This window comes from Phenylobacterium sp. (genome assembly GCF_031425575.1).
In the GTDB taxonomy this organism is placed as follows: Bacteria; Pseudomonadota; Alphaproteobacteria; order Caulobacterales; family Caulobacteraceae; genus Phenylobacterium.
Genome location: NZ_JANPJP010000062.1, coordinates 1 through 14,131, shown reverse-complemented (window position 1 = coordinate 14,131; position 14,131 = coordinate 1). Strand labels below are relative to the sequence as shown.

The 14,131-nt window shown below is 68.8% G+C and carries 14 protein-coding genes; 9 read left to right on the top strand and 5 right to left on the bottom strand.

Going from position 1 to position 14,131, the window contains the following annotated elements; translation table 11 throughout:
• The first annotated feature begins 313 nt into the window (after window positions 1-313).
• Window positions 314-757 carry a PaaI family thioesterase gene (locus tag RMO97_RS03715; RefSeq protein ID WP_310539197.1) on the top strand — a complete coding sequence of 148 codons (444 nt, stop codon included), beginning with the start codon at window positions 314-316 and terminating at the stop codon, window positions 755-757.
• Entirely contained in the window at window positions 754-1,170 is a 417-nt protein-coding gene (locus tag RMO97_RS03710; RefSeq protein WP_310539196.1) for a PaaI family thioesterase, read from the top strand. Before RMO97_RS03715 ends, RMO97_RS03710 begins: the two co-directional genes overlap by 4 nt.
• A gap of 1 nt (window position 1,171) precedes the next feature.
• On the opposite strand, the gene phnD is transcribed toward RMO97_RS03710, so the two are convergent.
• Complete coding sequence (gene phnD, locus RMO97_RS03705; protein ID WP_310539195.1) at window positions 1,172-2,176, bottom strand: phosphate/phosphite/phosphonate ABC transporter substrate-binding protein; 1,005 nt, start codon at window positions 2,174-2,176, stop codon at window positions 1,172-1,174.
• 116 nt (window positions 2,177-2,292) lie between these two features.
• Here phnD and RMO97_RS03700 point away from each other — a divergent pair, with 116 nt between their 5' ends.
• The 5 genes from RMO97_RS03700 to RMO97_RS03680 all read left to right on the top strand — a co-directional run bounded on the left by RMO97_RS03700 (window position 2,293) and on the right by RMO97_RS03680 (window position 8,891).
• Window positions 2,293-3,975: a lysine--tRNA ligase gene (locus RMO97_RS03700; protein WP_310539194.1), complete on the top strand. Its 1,683-nt coding sequence runs from the start codon at window positions 2,293-2,295 to the stop codon at window positions 3,973-3,975.
• Window positions 3,976-4,244: 269 nt separating this feature from the next.
• Window positions 4,245-4,718, top strand: a complete 474-nt coding sequence (locus RMO97_RS03695; protein WP_293495689.1) for a MerR family DNA-binding transcriptional regulator — start codon at window positions 4,245-4,247, stop codon at window positions 4,716-4,718.
• An 89-nt stretch (window positions 4,719-4,807) separates the two neighbouring features.
• Entirely contained in the window at window positions 4,808-6,595 is a 1,788-nt protein-coding gene (locus RMO97_RS03690; protein ID WP_310539193.1) for an acyl-CoA dehydrogenase C-terminal domain-containing protein, read from the top strand.
• Between the two features lie 2 nt (window positions 6,596-6,597).
• Complete coding sequence (locus RMO97_RS03685) at window positions 6,598-7,059, top strand: OsmC family protein (RefSeq protein WP_310539192.1); 462 nt, start codon at window positions 6,598-6,600, stop codon at window positions 7,057-7,059.
• Window positions 7,060-7,178: 119 nt separating this feature from the next.
• Window positions 7,179-8,891 carry an ATP-binding protein gene (locus RMO97_RS03680; RefSeq protein WP_310539191.1) on the top strand — a complete coding sequence of 571 codons (1,713 nt, stop codon included), beginning with the start codon at window positions 7,179-7,181 and terminating at the stop codon, window positions 8,889-8,891.
• On the opposite strand, the gene RMO97_RS03675 is transcribed toward RMO97_RS03680, so the two are convergent.
• The 3 genes from RMO97_RS03675 to RMO97_RS03665 form a co-directional block, all read right to left on the bottom strand.
• A complete protein-coding gene (locus RMO97_RS03675) occupies window positions 8,892-9,332 on the bottom strand; it encodes a DNA mismatch endonuclease Vsr (protein ID WP_310539190.1) in 441 nt (146 codons plus the stop codon).
• A 130-nt stretch (window positions 9,333-9,462) separates the two neighbouring features.
• A complete protein-coding gene (gene cysK / locus RMO97_RS03670; RefSeq protein WP_310539189.1) occupies window positions 9,463-10,455 on the bottom strand; it encodes a cysteine synthase A in 993 nt (330 codons plus the stop codon).
• A gap of 277 nt (window positions 10,456-10,732) precedes the next feature.
• Window positions 10,733-11,869 carry a DNA cytosine methyltransferase gene (locus tag RMO97_RS03665; protein WP_310539188.1) on the bottom strand — a complete coding sequence of 379 codons (1,137 nt, stop codon included), beginning with the start codon at window positions 11,867-11,869 and terminating at the stop codon, window positions 10,733-10,735.
• A 47-nt stretch (window positions 11,870-11,916) separates the two neighbouring features.
• Here RMO97_RS03665 and RMO97_RS03660 point away from each other — a divergent pair, with 47 nt between their 5' ends.
• Entirely contained in the window at window positions 11,917-12,375 is a 459-nt protein-coding gene (locus RMO97_RS03660; protein WP_310539187.1) for a hypothetical protein, read from the top strand.
• On the opposite strand, the gene RMO97_RS03655 is transcribed toward RMO97_RS03660, so the two are convergent.
• Entirely contained in the window at window positions 12,372-12,503 is a 132-nt protein-coding gene (locus tag RMO97_RS03655; RefSeq protein ID WP_310539186.1) for a hypothetical protein, read from the bottom strand. The two genes, RMO97_RS03660 and RMO97_RS03655, sit on opposite strands and share 4 nt — an antisense overlap.
• Before the next feature lie 193 nt (window positions 12,504-12,696).
• Here RMO97_RS03655 and RMO97_RS03650 point away from each other — a divergent pair.
• The coding region (locus RMO97_RS03650; protein ID WP_310539185.1) for an amidohydrolase family protein at window positions 12,697-14,131 on the top strand (1,435 nt) is incomplete at its 3' end.

Below are 14,131 nucleotides of genomic sequence, written 5' to 3'. Positions count from 1 at the left end.
AAGCTCCACCTTACGGGACATTAATATTGTGAATTCAACGTCATGACCAAGACTTAACGGGTCTTTCGCCGGCGGTGCGCCTACACCGCCGCCCGAGACGAACGCACCTTCTCGCGCTTCGCTCCAACCGAAAGAAAACGCCATGATCTCCTCCTTGAACCTCGGCCGCGTCAGCGGTCTCGCCAGCCTCTTGATGGCCGCCCTGCCAGTCCTCACCATCGCCATCGTCGCCCTCTCCGCGGGCTTCGTCGCCAGCTAATCCCTCCCTTGGGTCATCCTTGACCCCTGGGCGGGCCTGGCCCAAACCGGAGGCATGGACCCCAGCGACGAACTCCTCGCCGAACAGGCCCGCCACATGGTGGAAACCGTGCCCCAGGCCGCGGCTCTGGGGTTCAAGCTGGTCTCGGTGGGCGGTGGCCGGGGCTCGATCCTCGTCCCTTGGCGCGCCGACCTGGTGGGGGACCCCGCCACCGACGTGATCGCCAGCGGCGTCGTCACCTCCCTGCTGGACCATTGCTGCGGGCTGGCGATCAATTCGTCGAAGGGCGAACGCTTTCCCACCGCGACCCTGGATCTGCGCATCGACTACATGCGTCCGGCCGCCCCGCGGGCTGACATCACCGCCCTGGCTCACTGCTACAAGATGACGAGGTCGATCGCCTTCGTCCGCGCCGAGGCCTGGGACGTCGATCCCGCCGACCCCATCGCCACGGCCCAGGCCGCCTTCATCCTGCACGGCGCGAGCGCGCCGCGATGAGCGAGGCCAACGACCGCCTGCAGGGGTTCCTGGCCTCGGTGCCCTACATCCGCTTCCTCGGCATGCGCTGCGAACTGGCCGGCGAAGAGATGACCGCGATCCTGCCCTTCGCCCCGCACCTGATCGGCAACACCATGCTGCCGGCCCTGCATGGCGGCGTGATCGGGGCCTTCCTGGAGATGACGGCTCTGGCCCAGCTCTCCGTGGTCCAGCAGACGCCCAAGGTCCACAAGACCATCGACGTGACCATTGAGTACCTGCGCCCTGGCCGGGCGCTCACCACCTATGCCCGCGCCGACCTGCGCAAGGTCGGCCGCCGCATCGCCAATGTGACGGTGGAGGCCTGGCAGGAGGCGCGCGGGACCCCGGTCGCCGCCCTGCGGGGCCACTTCATGTTGAGTGGCGAGGAATAGCTCAGACGGCCGGCCTGAGCGCCTTGGCTTCCGTACGGACCGCGTCCAGGGCGGCCTGGGCCTTGGCGATCTCGGAGGGGTCGCCCTTGGTCTTGCTCTGGAGAAGCTGCTCGGTGGCCTCCATTTCGCGGACCGGCAGCAGGTGGGTGGCGTCGGCGCGCTTGAAGGGCCCCGTCTGGATGCGCCGCAGATTGTCCCTCTGGCGCTGCGCCTCAGGGCCGGTCCCGACGCCATAGGTGAGGAAGAACTGCCCGACCTTGGCCTTCACGGCCGGGTCCAGGTCTTTGCGCCAGACCATCGGATCCTCGGGAATGGTGGGCGAGATCCAGATCACCTTCAGATTGGCGAGGGTCGCGGCGGCCGCGCCGCCCTGCTGTTCAAGCCGCAACAGGGACTGGGTGTTGTTGGTGGCCGCGTCCAGCACCCCATTGCTCACGGCGAAGAGGTTGGCCTCATGGTTGGCCGAGCGGACAGTCTTGAAGCAGGTTTCCGGACTGATCGCGCGCGGCGCGAACAGATAGGTCATGGGGGCGAGGGTGCCGGAGGTGGATTTCACGTCCCCCATGCCGAAGTTCAGGGTCCTGTCGCACTTGAGCAGGCCCTCCAGGGTGATGGGTCTGTCCTTGGCCACGATGATCACAGACTGGTAGCCGTCCTGGCCGCCGTCCGGCTTGGTGGTGCGGGCGAAGATCTCACCGTTCGAGCGGCGCACCGCCTCGAGCCCCGACTGGTTGCTGAACCAGCCCAGGTCGGTCTGCTTGAAGCGCATGGCCTCGATCAGCGACGAATAGTTGCTCCCGAAGAAGGGCTTGATGGTGAGACCCGTGGCCTTCTCCATGTCGGCGAGGACCGGGGTCCACTCCGCCGCCGCGGTTGAGGCCTTCTCGGTGGAGAGAATCGAGAAGGTCAGGGTGGTCCGGGCCGGCGGCCCGTCCGCAGGCTTGGCGCAGGCGGCCAGCAGGAGGGTTAGCGCGAGCAGCGCTGCGACCGTTCTGAAAGAGATCATCGGCATACCTGTATGAGGCCCAACCCCCTGTTTCGCCTGTTCTTGTGACGCCTGTCCGACATCGGCCAGCGAAAACTAAGCTTGAGGGAGGACAGTTTGGGCGCTAACGCCCGCGCATGTCACTGCAAGGTCTTTCCCACCAGGCCCGCGAGGCCAAGAGCTGGCCCTTCGAACAGGCGCGCCTGCTGCTGGCGCGCATCCTGCGCCTGCGGCTCACCGACGCCGAGCGCGACCTGGCCGCCAGCCTGATCCACGAGGGCAAGGCAGGCGAGGCCGTGGCGACCTTCCCGGCGCTCAACAGGCCGGTGGTCTTCCAGTGCGGGTTCGGGGCCTCGGGCCTGCCGCACATGGGCACCTTCGGCGAGGCCGCGCGACCCACCATGGTGCGCAACGCCTTCCGCGCGCTCACCGAGGACCAGGTCCCCACCAAGCTGATCGTCTTCTCCGACGACATGGACGGCCTGCGGAAGATCCCCGACAACGTGCCCAACCGCGAGATGCTGGAAGAGGACCGCGACAAGCCGGTCTCCAGCGTGCGCGACCCCTTCGGCGAATATGAGAGCTTCGCCCACCACAACAACGCCCGCCTGCGCGCCTTCCTCGACGGCTTCGGCTTCGACTATGAGTTCATGTCGTCCACCGAGACCTATCGGTCCGGCAAGTTCGACAAGGTGCTCCAGCGCATGCTGGAGCGCTTTGACGCCGTCCAGGCGGTGATGCTGCCGACGCTCGGCGAAGAGCGCCGCGCCACCTATTCGCCCTTCCTGCCCATCAGCCCGGTGAGCGGCAAGGTGCTTCAGGTTCCGACGCTTGAGCGCGATGTCGCCAAGGGGACCATCGTCTTCGACGACCCCGATGGCGGCCGCACGCAACTGCCGGTCACCGGCGGCCATGTGAAGATCCAGTGGCGTCCCGACTGGGCGGTGCGCTGGACCGCCCTGGAGGTCGACTTCGAGGCCTCGGGCAAGGACCTGATCGACTCCGTGCGCGTCTCCGACAAGCTCACCAAGGTGCTGGGGGGCACGCCCCCCGTGGCCTTCCACTACGAGCTGTTCATGGACGAGAACAACCAGAAGATCTCCAAGTCCAAGGGCAATGGCCTGACCATGGAAGAGTGGCTGCGCTACGGCGCGCCCGAGAGCCTTGCCTACTACATGTACCAGTCGCCGAAGTCGGCCAAGCGGCTGTTCTTCGACGTCATCCCCAAGGCGACGGACGAGTACCTGCAGCAGTTGGACGCCTTCAACCGCGCGCGGACCGACACCAACGCCGTGTCCCTGGACAACCCGGCCTGGCACGTTCATCGCGGCGCGCCGCCGGAGCAGGGTTCGCCGGTCAGCTTCTCGTTGCTGCTGAACCTGGTCTCGGCGGCGGACGCCTCGACCAAGGACATCCTCTGGGGCTTCATCCAGACCTACATCCCCGGCGCGACGCCGCAGACCCAGCCGTTGCTGGACCGCCTGAGCGACTACGCGATCAACTATTACGAGGACTTCGTGAAGCCCTCGAAGACCTTCCGCCGGGCCAACGACCAGGAGGCGGCCGCGATGTCTGACCTGGCGGCCCGCCTGCGGGCCCTGCCCGCCGGAGCCGACGCCGAGGCCATCCAGAACGAGGTGTTCGAGGCCGGCAAGGCGGCGGGCTTCGAGCCCCTCCGCCTGTGGTTCACGGCCCTCTACGAAGTCCTGCTGGGCCAGAGCCAGGGGCCCCGCTTCGGCTCCTTCGCGGCCATCTTCGGCCTGGAGCGGACCATCGCCCTGATCGAGAGCGGGCTGGCTGGAGAGCTGGTGGCGGCCTAGCCACCTTGGTCCCGGCCTCGGCCGCCCCCAGGCGGCGCCCGAACGGGAGTGAATCTGTAAGCCGCCTGTCCTGCCGGCCGCGTGCGCGCGCCGGACGATGGCGCGCGTCAGACCGGGCGAACGCTGAGGATTCCCCCGAACAGCAGACCTCGCTTTCGCAGCCGATCACAAGCCCGCGAGCGCCCGAAGGTGATCAACGATCATGTTGACGTTAACGGAACGCAGGCTTACGCTTTGGGAAACCAAAGGGGTAAGGGGAGGACATCCAGATGCCCATGGAACTGCGCCGTCCGGCGCGCACCTTCACCATCCGTCAGTTGTGCCTGGAGTTTAAGTGCACGCCGCGCGCCTTGCGCTTCTATGAGGACAAGGGCCTGCTCTCCCCGGCTCGCGACGGCATGAACCGGGTCTATTCCTACAAGGACCGCGGACGGCTGCAGCTGATCCTGAACGGCAAGCGGGTCGGTCTGGCCCTCGCCGAGATCGGCGAGATCCTCGACCTCTATGACCTGAACGACGGCGGCGCGGCCCAGAACATCAAGTCGCTCACCAAGTTCCGCGAGCGGATCGTGGCCCTGGAAGCCCAGCGCCAGGACATCGACAAGGCCATCGACGAGCTGCGCGCCGGCTGCGACGCCCTGGAGGCGCAGCTCTCGCGCACCCGCCCCGACCTGCTGCCCCGCGCCGCCGACTACGACCAGGTGCTTCGCGAGCGGCTCGGCGACCTCGAACACGCCAAGTGACGAACGGCGCTTTGGCGCCGGCTCGAACCAGCTAGTATCAAGAAGGGCTTCCGACCCGTCGGGAGCCCTTTACCCATTCCGGAGCGGACATGACCTACCAGCCCCCCGTGCGCGACCACGTCTTCCTGCTGCGCGACGTGCTGCAGATCGAGAAGCACGCCGACCTACCGGCCTTCGCCGACGCCGCGATGGATGTGGTGGAGCAGATCATCGAGGAGGGCGGCCGCTTCGCCGCCGAGGTGCTCGCGCCCCTGAACGCCATCGGCGACAAGGAGGGCTGCACCTGGCGCCCGGACAATACGGTCACCACGCCGAAGGGCTTCAAGGAGGCCTACGCCCAGCTCGTCGAGGGCGGCTGGCCGGCGATCGGCGCGGAGCCGGCCTATGGCGGCCAGGGCCTGCCCCATGTTGTGAACCTGTCCTTCTCGGAGATGAGCTCCTCGGCCAACATGGCCTTCTCCATGTATCCAGGCCTGACCCACGGCTGCTACTCGGCGATCCTCAACGGGGGCTCGGACGAGCAGAAGAGCCTCTACCTGCCCAACCTGGTCTCCGGGAAATGGGGCGGGACCATGAACCTGACCGAACCCCAGTGCGGCACCGATCTTGGCCTGCTGCGCACCAAGGCGGTCGCGCAGGCCGACGGCAGCTACAAGATCTCGGGCCAGAAAATCTGGATCTCGGGGGGCGAGCACGACATGGCCGAGAACATCGTCCACCTGGTGCTGGCCCGCATCGAAGGCGCGCCGGCCGGGGTGCGGGGGATCAGCCTGTTCATCGTGCCGAAGTTCATTCCCGACGCGGACGGCAAGCCAGGCGCGCGCAACAGCGTCTTCTGCGCCGGGCTTGAAGAGAAGATGGGCATCCACGGCAACGCCACCTGCGTCATTCAGCATGAAGAGAGCACCGGCTGGCTGGTGGGGACCGAGAACCAGGGCCTGCGCCTGATGTTCGTGATGATGAACGAGGCCCGGATCGGGGTCGGCCTGCAAGGCATCGCCCAGGCCGAGGCCGCCTATCAGGCCGCGGCCAGCTTCGCCAAGGACCGCCTGCAGGGCCGTTCGCTGACCGGGCCCAAGAACCCCGACGGCCCCGCCGACCCGATCATTGTCCACCCCGACGTGCGCCGCATGCTGATGGACTCACGCGCCGTGATCGAGGCGGGCCGCGCCTTCCTGTTCTGGACCGCCCTGCACGGCGACCTGGCCCATGCCAGCCCCGACGAGGCGGTGCGCCAGAAGGCCAATGACTACATGGCCCTGATGACCCCGGTGGTGAAGGGCTTCCTCACCGACAAGGGGTTGAAGGTCTGTTCCGACGCTCTGCAGATCCACGGTGGCTCGGGCTTCACCGAGCACTTCCCGGCCAGCCAGTACATGCGCGATGTCCGCATCGCGCTCATCTACGAGGGCACCAACGGCGTCCAGGCCCTGGACCTGGTGGGACGCAAGCTGGCGGCGGACGGCGGCCGGGGCGTGATGAGCTTCTTCGCCGAGATGGACGCCTTCGTGGAGGCCAACCAGGCCGACGCCGCCCTCCAGCCCTTCACCGAGGGCCTGGCGGACGCCAAGGCCAAGCTGCAGGAGGGCACCATGTGGCTGATGCAGAACGGGCTGATGAACCCGGAGAACGCTGGCGCGGCGTCCACCGACTACATGCACCTCTTCGGGCTCACGGCCCTGGCCTATATGTGGGCCCTGATCGCCAAGACCGCCCAGGCCAAGATCGCGGGCGGCGACACAGACCCCTTTTACGCCAACAAGCTGGTGGTGGGCCGCTACTACATGCAGCGCGTCCTGCCCGACGCCGGGGCCCACCTGGCCAAGCTGACCACGGGGTCGGAGCTGATGATGGCCCTGCCGGCGGAGGCCATCTGACCATGGCGAAATACGTCGCCGAGGTCCTCTGGACCCTCAAGGACGGCGAGGATTTCCTGAAGGGCCGCTACAGCCGCGGCCATTCGATCACCTTCGACGGCGGCGTCGAGCTCGCCGCCTCGGCCTCGCCGCACGTGGTGGGCAAGTGGGCGGTGGAGGCGGCCGTCGATCCGGAGGAGATGATGGTGGCGGCGCTCAGCAACTGCCACATGCTGACCTTCTTGCACCGGGCCCGGCTCGCCGGCTTCCTGGCGGTCCGCTACCAGGACGTCGCCGAGGGGATCATGGAGGAGGTCCGCCCCGGACGGCAGGCCCTGACCAAGGTCTGGCTGCGGCCCGTCATCACCTGGCAGGGGGACGCGCCCGCCCCCGAGCAGCTCGCCCAACTGCACCACGAGGCGCATGACGAGTGCTTCATCGCCAACTCAGTGAAGACGCAGGTGGTGGTCGAGGCGCGGGCCTAGGCGGGCTTTCCGCATTCCGTGTTCGGCGACCGGCGCTTTACGAATGGTTTATGCGCGGTGGCGTAGCGTCAATCCAAAGGGGGCGTGTCCTAGACCTCCAACCGGGGACGCAAGCCATCGTGAACACCGCCTCCGATCTGGGATTGGCCAAGACCATGCTCGCGCGCCGCAATGGCCTGCGCACCCGCATGATGTTCGCCGCCATCTACGCCGTGGCCTTCGCCCCCGTGGCCGGCTGGGCGCCGTCGGCCCTGTGGCTCTCGGCCTACAGCCTGCTACAGGTCTGCGAATACTACCTCTTCGCCTCTGAGCGGGCCCGGGCCAAGCCCCCGCGGACCAACCTGGCGCTCGCCATGCTGGCGCTGAACTCGGTGGTCTATGGATCGCTGGCGGTGCTGGCCATCCTCAGCAAGGGCTCGTGGGGCCTGACCTGCGGCGGGCTGTTCCTGGCCGGGGCGGTGCTCAACACCGTGGTCACCAACCAGCGGTCACAGGCGGCCTATGTCGCCTCCATGACCCCCTTCGGCGTCTATCTGCTGATCACCGCGGCCCTGGCCTGGATGATCAGCGGAACCTCCACCTATGGGGTGGCCGTGGGCATCGTGGGCGTGCTGCTGGTGTTTTCCTCCACCATCCTCTGGCGCGCCGCCGCCGACGGCATCGAGAGCCAACGTCGGGCGAGGGAGGAGGCCGAGCGGGGCCGCAGCGCCGCCGAGGCGGCGGGAGACGCCAAGTCGGCCTTCATCGCCATGGTCAGCCACGAGCTGCGCACCCCCATCAGCGCCATCCTGGCCGGCGCCGAGGCCATCGAGCGCCGGGGTGGCAAGGACGCCAGCGACGGCGCCCTGATCGCCGAGAGCGGCCGCATGATGCGCACCCTGCTCAACGACCTGCTGGACCTGTCGAAGATGGAGGCGGGGCGGATGAGCGTGGAGACCATCGCCTTCGACCTGTCGGCCCTGGTGGCCGACACCACCGCCTTCTGGCGGGCCGAGGCGGAGAAGAAGGGCCTGGTCCTGGACCGGTTGGGGGACGAGATGCTGCCCACGGCGGTGGCCGGCGATCCGACCCGCCTGCGGCAGATCCTCAACAACCTGATCTCCAACGCCATCAAGTTCACCCCCTCCGGCGCCGTGACCCTGACCGTCACCGCCCAGGGCGCGACGTTTGAGTTCTCAGTGACCGACACCGGGCGCGGCATGACGCCGGGCGAGCTGTCGCGCCTGTTCGCGCCCTTCGAGCAGGGCCAGGTCTCCACCGCGCGCACCCATGGCGGCACAGGGCTGGGCCTCTCCATCAGCCGCGAGCTGGCCCGCCTGATGGGGGGTGATCTCACCGCCGCCAGCGAGGCCGGCAAGGGCGCGGTCTTCACCCTGTCCATCGATCTTCCCGACGCCGCCGATGCGGCCGCCCCCGACCTGGCCGACGTAACCGAGGTGCGGGTGCTGGTGGTCGACGATCATGAGATCAACCGCCGCGCCGTGGCCCTGATGCTCGAGCCCTTCGGGGTGGAGCTCACCGCCGCGGCTTCGGCCGCCGAGGGGCTGGAAATCGCCGCGACCCAGCCCTTCGATGTCATCCTGATGGATGTCTACATGCCCGAGATGGACGGCCGCGAGGCCTGCCGCCGTCTGCGCGGCGTCGCCGGACCCAACCGGTTCACGCCGGTGGTGGCCTGCACCGCCTCGGGCAGCGACCAGGACTGGGCCGACTGCGTCGCCGCCGGCATGACCGACCACGTGGCCAAGCCGATCGACCCCGGGGCGCTCAGCGCGGCCATCGCCCGGGTCCTGGCGTCGGACGTCGACCAGGCCGAGACCAAGGTCGCCTGATCACCTCCCCTCCCCCTGATCGGGGAGAGGAGATGAGGCCAGCAACTCCTCCAGCCGCGCGGCCAGCGCGGCGTCGTCCTTCAGATCGCACTCCCAGATCGTCTCCACCCGCCAGCCCTGCACCGCCAGCGCCGCGCGCGCCGCCAAATCCCGCGCCCGGTTGCGGTCGACCTTGGCCACCCAGTAGTCGCGGTTGGCCTTGGGGACCCGGGCGCCGCGAGCGCAGTCGTGGCCGTGCCAGAAGCAGCCGTGGACGAAGATCGCCAGCCGGCGGCCCGGCAAGACGATGTCCGGCGAGCCCGGCAGGTCCTTGCGGTGCAGGCGGTAGCGGGCGCCAAGCCTTGTCAGGGCCCTACGCACCTTGAGTTCGGGGGAGGTGTTCTTCCCCTTCACCCGGGCCATCACCGCCGAGCGTTTCTCCGGGCCGTAGACATCGGTCACGGCCGGGGAGCCGGCTCTAGAGCATGTCAGGCGCAAGTGGGCACCGGTTCGCCGCTCGGACATGCTCTAGATTCAAGAAGATAGACCCTTTTGATCCGATCAGGTTGATTCAACCTGATCCGGAAAGGGTCTAGAGCCCGTCGAACAGAGCCGTGGAGAGGTAGCGCTCGGCGAAGCTCGGGATGATCGCCACCACGGTCTTGCCCACGAAGTCGTCGCGCGACGCCACGTCGAAGGCCGCCGTCAAGGCCGCGCCCGACGAGATGCCGACGGGGATGCCCTCTTCCCGGGCCACCCGCCGGGCCATGGCGAAGCTGTCGTCGTTGGACACCTGGATGATCTCGTCGATCACCCCGCGGTCCAGGATGGAGGGGACGAAGCCCGCCCCGATGCCCTGGATCTTGTGCGGGCCGGGCTTGCCGCCCGAGAGGATCGGCGAGGCCTCGGGCTCCACGGCGATCATCCGCAGCGATGGTTTGCGGGCCTTCAGCACCTGGCCGACCCCGGTGATGGTGCCGCCGGTGCCGACCCCGGAGATCACGGCGTCCACGCTGCCGGCCGTGTCGTTCCAGATTTCCTCGGCGGTGGAGACCCGGTGGATCAGGGGGTTGGCGGCGTTGTCGAACTGCTGGGGCATGACGGCGCCCGGGGTAGCGTCCACCAGCTCCTTGGCGCGCGCCACCGCGCCAGCCATGCCGCGCTCGGCCGGGGTCAGCTCCAGCTTGGCGCCCAGGATCAGCAGCATCTTGCGCCGCTCAATGGACATGCTTTCCGGCATGACCAGGGTCAGCTTGTAGCCCTTGGAGGCGGCGACGAAGGCCAGGGCGATGCCGGTGTTGCCGCTGGTGGGCTCGATGATGGCGCCGCCGGGCTTGAGGATGCCGCGGACCTCCAGGCTCTCGATCATGGCCACCCCGATGCGGTCCTTGACCGAGCCGATCGGATTGAAGAACTCCAGCTTGGCCAGGACCCGCCCCTTGGGATTCAACGCCTTGGTCAGGTTGGGCAGGGCCACCAAGGGTGTGTCGCCAATAGTGTCGATGATGGAGTCGTAGATCTTGCCCCGCCCGGCGCGGTGATAGCGAGCGGCGTCATAGGCGGAGGTGTCGGCGGCGTCGGCCATGGGTCTGGTCTCTGGAGGGGCTCTTTGCGCCAGACCCTACCCCCGTGGCCGGGATTTGGAAGGGAGGTCTTGGCGCGGGAGGGCGAGGTTTTCTAACAACTCCACGGTTCTTCTCCGCTTGCGGGAGAAGGTGGCCCTGCGGAGCAGGGTCGGATGAGGGGTCGATGAGCCTATCGGGTTAGGGGGTTTCCGCGAGATCCGGAGAGAGGAGGGCGACCCCTCATCCGACCGGTCTCCGACCGGCCACCTTCTCCCGCAAGGGGAGAAGGATTCGCTGTTACTCCGCCGCCAGCACGGCGGGCGCGCCATCCAGCAGCGGCTCGAGGATGTTGGCCGCCAGCCAGCGCACCACCGGCGCCGCCACCCCGTCGCCGATGACGTGCAGGGCGGAGGTCGCCGCCTTGGGCAGCTGATAGGTCTCGGGCAGACCCATCAGGCGCGCGCCCTCGCGGGGACTGAGCAGCCGGGTGCGCACCTCGCCTGCGTCCACCACCACCAGGGTCTGGCGCGAGGAGCCGCCGCGCGGGGTGCGCAGGCAGCCGGCCAGGCCGTCGAAGCGGGCCTCGGCGCGCTGCACCCGGACCCCGTGCTCCACCCGCATGCGGCGGAACAGGCCGCCGACGGCCCGCTGGCCCGAGGCCTTGAGCGCGTCGAGACGGGCGTGGTGCAGGGGCGCCATCAGGGCGATCAGGGCCTGGGTGCGGGCGGGCGTATGCCAGGCGACCGCCGTGTCCGGCTCCAGCAGGCTGGCCAGGTCGCTGTTGCGGGCGGCGGGCGCTGCCCCCCGCCACCAGATCCAGCGGGCGGCCAGGTCGGCGGGAAGACGGGCCTGGGCCTCGCGCACCAGCCGGGTCTGGAAGGGACTGTCGCCGGTCAGCGCCGTAGGCACGGGGTCGAGGGTCGCCACCACGAACACCCGGGGCCGCGACTGGGGCAGGAAGCGGGCGGCGTCGATCTCCAGGGCGCCGAAGCGATAGCCCTGGTCCGACAGGGCCGCGCACAGGGCGGTGAAGTCGCCGCCGGAGGTCAGCAGACCGCAGACGTTCTCGATGACGATGGTGCGCGGCGCCCGGCCTTCCGAGGCGAGCGCCTCCATCAGCCGCCAGAACCCGAAGAAGGCCGACGATCGCCCGCCGGTCAGGCCCGCCCGCGCGCCCGCCAGGCTGAAGTCCTGGCAAGGCGACGAGGCCCAGGCGAGGTCGGCGCGGCCGGGAAGGTCGGCCGCCTCCAGCTTCCAGACGTCCCCCTGGTGGAAATGGTCGACGGCATCGGCGAAGTTGGCGCGGTAGGTGGCGGATTTGACTGGATCGAAGTCGTTGGCGAAGGCGCAGGTCCAGGCCTCGCCCAGCCCCAGGCGGGCCATGCCGCCGCCGGCGAAGAATTCATAGAATTGGCGAGGGGCGTTCCGACTCATCGCCGATGAGTCTAGCCTGCTTCAGCCCCTGGGAAAGGATCGCCGCCATGCGTTCATTCGTCCTCGCCGCCTCCGCGCTGCTGGTCTTTGCCGCCTGCACGCCGCAGGCCCCCGACGGGGCCGCCGCCCCGCCCCCGGCCGATGCGCCGGCGACCCCGCCGCCCGCCACCTCGACCCCGCTTCCGGAGGAGTTCGCCGGCGGCATGGACGCGCGCGGCACCGAGCCCTTCTGGGGCCTGCAGATCCGCGACACCCAGATCACCTTGCAGCGTCCCGACCATCCCGCGGCGGTGGGCAAGAACGCCGGCATGACGGTGCAGAACGGCAAGGCCACCTGGGAAACCCAGGCCGGGGCCGACCGGCTGGCCGTGACCCTCAGCTCCGAGGCCTGTTCCGACGGCATGTCGGACCTGAAGTACGACTACGCCGCCGTGGTGGTCATTGGGTCAGAGACGCTGAAGGGCTGCGCCGGTCACGCCGGCGCCATGCCGAGGGAAGGCGGCTAGCCCTCGCCCAGCGCCATGGTGGCGATCTGGGATTCGCCGACCTCGACGGTCTCGCGCCCCGTGGGCAGCGCCATTCCGATCAGGACGGCGGCGAAGGTCGCCGCGATGAAGAAGACTTTCAGCGCCATGTCTGGGTCCTCCCGAACCCCAGTGGATGTCACGCGTACAGCCTAGCTTGTGGCGGTTAACGCATCGAGAAAACCCGCCGCCGTTTCGCTGGTTCCCCTAGCAGATCGTGACCTGACCTTGCGGCGCCCTTGACCGGGCGGGTCCTGCGGGCGCCCAATTCGTCCCAACGAACAGAGACACAGGGAGACCGTCATGGAGCGCGCCTGGGACTTGGTGATCCGCAACGGCCGCGTGGTCGACGGCTCGGGCGGCGAGCCCTTTGCGGCCGACGTGGCGATCAAGGACGGCCTGATCGCGCAGGTGGGCGAGGTCCGGGGCCGGGGCGCCGAGGAGATGGACGCCGGCGGCAAGCTGGTGACCCCCGGCTTCGTCGACATCCACACCCACTATGACGGCCAGGCCACCTGGGACAGCCACATGCAGCCCTCGGCCTGGCATGGCGTCACCACCGTGGTGATGGGCAATTGCGGGGTCGGCTTCGCCCCCTGCAAGCCTGTGGACCAGGACCGGCTGATCCGGCTGATGGAGGGGGTCGAGGACATCCCCTTCCCGGTGCTGACGGAGGGCCTGCCCTGGACCTGGGAGAGCTATCCCGACTATCTCGACAGCCTGGCGGGGCGGCGCTTCGACGTCGATATCGGCAGCCAACTGCCCCACGCGGCCCTGCGGGTCTATGTGATGGGTGAGCGCGGGGCCAACCGCGAGGACGCCACCGACGCCGATATCGCGGCCATGGCGGCCCTGGCCCAGACGGCGGTGGAGGCCGGCGCGCTCGGCTTCTCCACCTCGCGGACCCTGAACCACCGGACCAGCGACGGCCAGCCGACCCCGACGCTCACAGCCTCGGAGGCGGAGCTGACCGGCATCGCCATGGGCCTGGCCGCGGCGGGCAAGGGCGCCCTGCAGTTCGTCTCCGACTTCAACGATCCTGCGCAGGAGTTCGCGATGCTGCGGCGGATCGTCGAGCGCTCCGGACGGCCGCTATCCTTTTCCCTGGTGCAGAACCCGCGCCAACCCCGGCAGTACGAATTCCTGTTGGACCAGCTGCGCGAGGCCAATGCGGCTGGCCTTCAGATACGGGCCCAGGTGGCGGGGCGCCCGGTGGGCATCCTGTTTGGGCTGGAACTGACCCTCAACCCATTCACCAGCCGGCCCAGCTACCAGGCCATCGCCAAGCAGCCCCTGGCCGAGCGGGTCGCCAAGCTCAGCGACCCGGCCTTCCGCGCCCAGCTGTTGGCCGAGGGCGCCGCCGCCGACCCCGCCTTCGCCGCCAACATGACCCACAACTGGGGGATCATGTTCCTGATGGGGGACGACCCCGACTACGAGCAGACGCCGGACCGCACCATCGCGGCCATGGCCGCGGCGCAAGGCGTGGCGCCGGAAGAGCTGGCGCTGGATCACATGCTGTCGAACGGCGGCCGGGGCATGCTTTACCTGCCCTTCCTCAACTATGCCGACGGCTCCCTGGACCCCAGCTTCGAGATGCTGATCCATCCCGACACCGTGCCGGGCCTCTCGGACGGCGGGGCCCATGTGGGGATGATCTGCGACGGCAGCTTCCCCACCTCCAACCTCACCCACTGGACCCGGGACCGCACGCGCGGGCCGAAGCTGTCGCTGCCGG

Bases quoted from the DNA above. Each gene is read 5' to 3' on its own strand.
- RMO97_RS03715 (WP_310539197.1), top strand. From the start codon at position 314: ATGGACCCCAGCGACGAACTCCTCGCCGAACAGGCCCGCCACATGGTG.
- RMO97_RS03710 (WP_310539196.1), top strand. From the start codon at position 754: ATGAGCGAGGCCAACGACCGCCTGCAGGGGTTCCTGGCCTCGGTGCCC.
- phnD (WP_310539195.1), bottom strand. From the start codon at position 2,176: ATGATCTCTTTCAGAACGGTCGCAGCGCTGCTCGCGCTAACCCTCCTG.
- RMO97_RS03700 (WP_310539194.1), top strand. From the start codon at position 2,293: ATGTCACTGCAAGGTCTTTCCCACCAGGCCCGCGAGGCCAAGAGCTGG.
- RMO97_RS03695 (WP_293495689.1), top strand. From the start codon at position 4,245: ATGCCCATGGAACTGCGCCGTCCGGCGCGCACCTTCACCATCCGTCAG.
- RMO97_RS03690 (WP_310539193.1), top strand. From the start codon at position 4,808: ATGACCTACCAGCCCCCCGTGCGCGACCACGTCTTCCTGCTGCGCGAC.
- RMO97_RS03685 (WP_310539192.1), top strand. From the start codon at position 6,598: ATGGCGAAATACGTCGCCGAGGTCCTCTGGACCCTCAAGGACGGCGAG.
- cysK (WP_310539189.1), bottom strand. From the start codon at position 10,455: ATGGCCGACGCCGCCGACACCTCCGCCTATGACGCCGCTCGCTATCAC.
- RMO97_RS03665 (WP_310539188.1), bottom strand. From the start codon at position 11,869: ATGAGTCGGAACGCCCCTCGCCAATTCTATGAATTCTTCGCCGGCGGC.
- RMO97_RS03660 (WP_310539187.1), top strand. From the start codon at position 11,917: ATGCGTTCATTCGTCCTCGCCGCCTCCGCGCTGCTGGTCTTTGCCGCC.
- RMO97_RS03655 (WP_310539186.1), bottom strand. From the start codon at position 12,503: ATGGCGCTGAAAGTCTTCTTCATCGCGGCGACCTTCGCCGCCGTCCTG.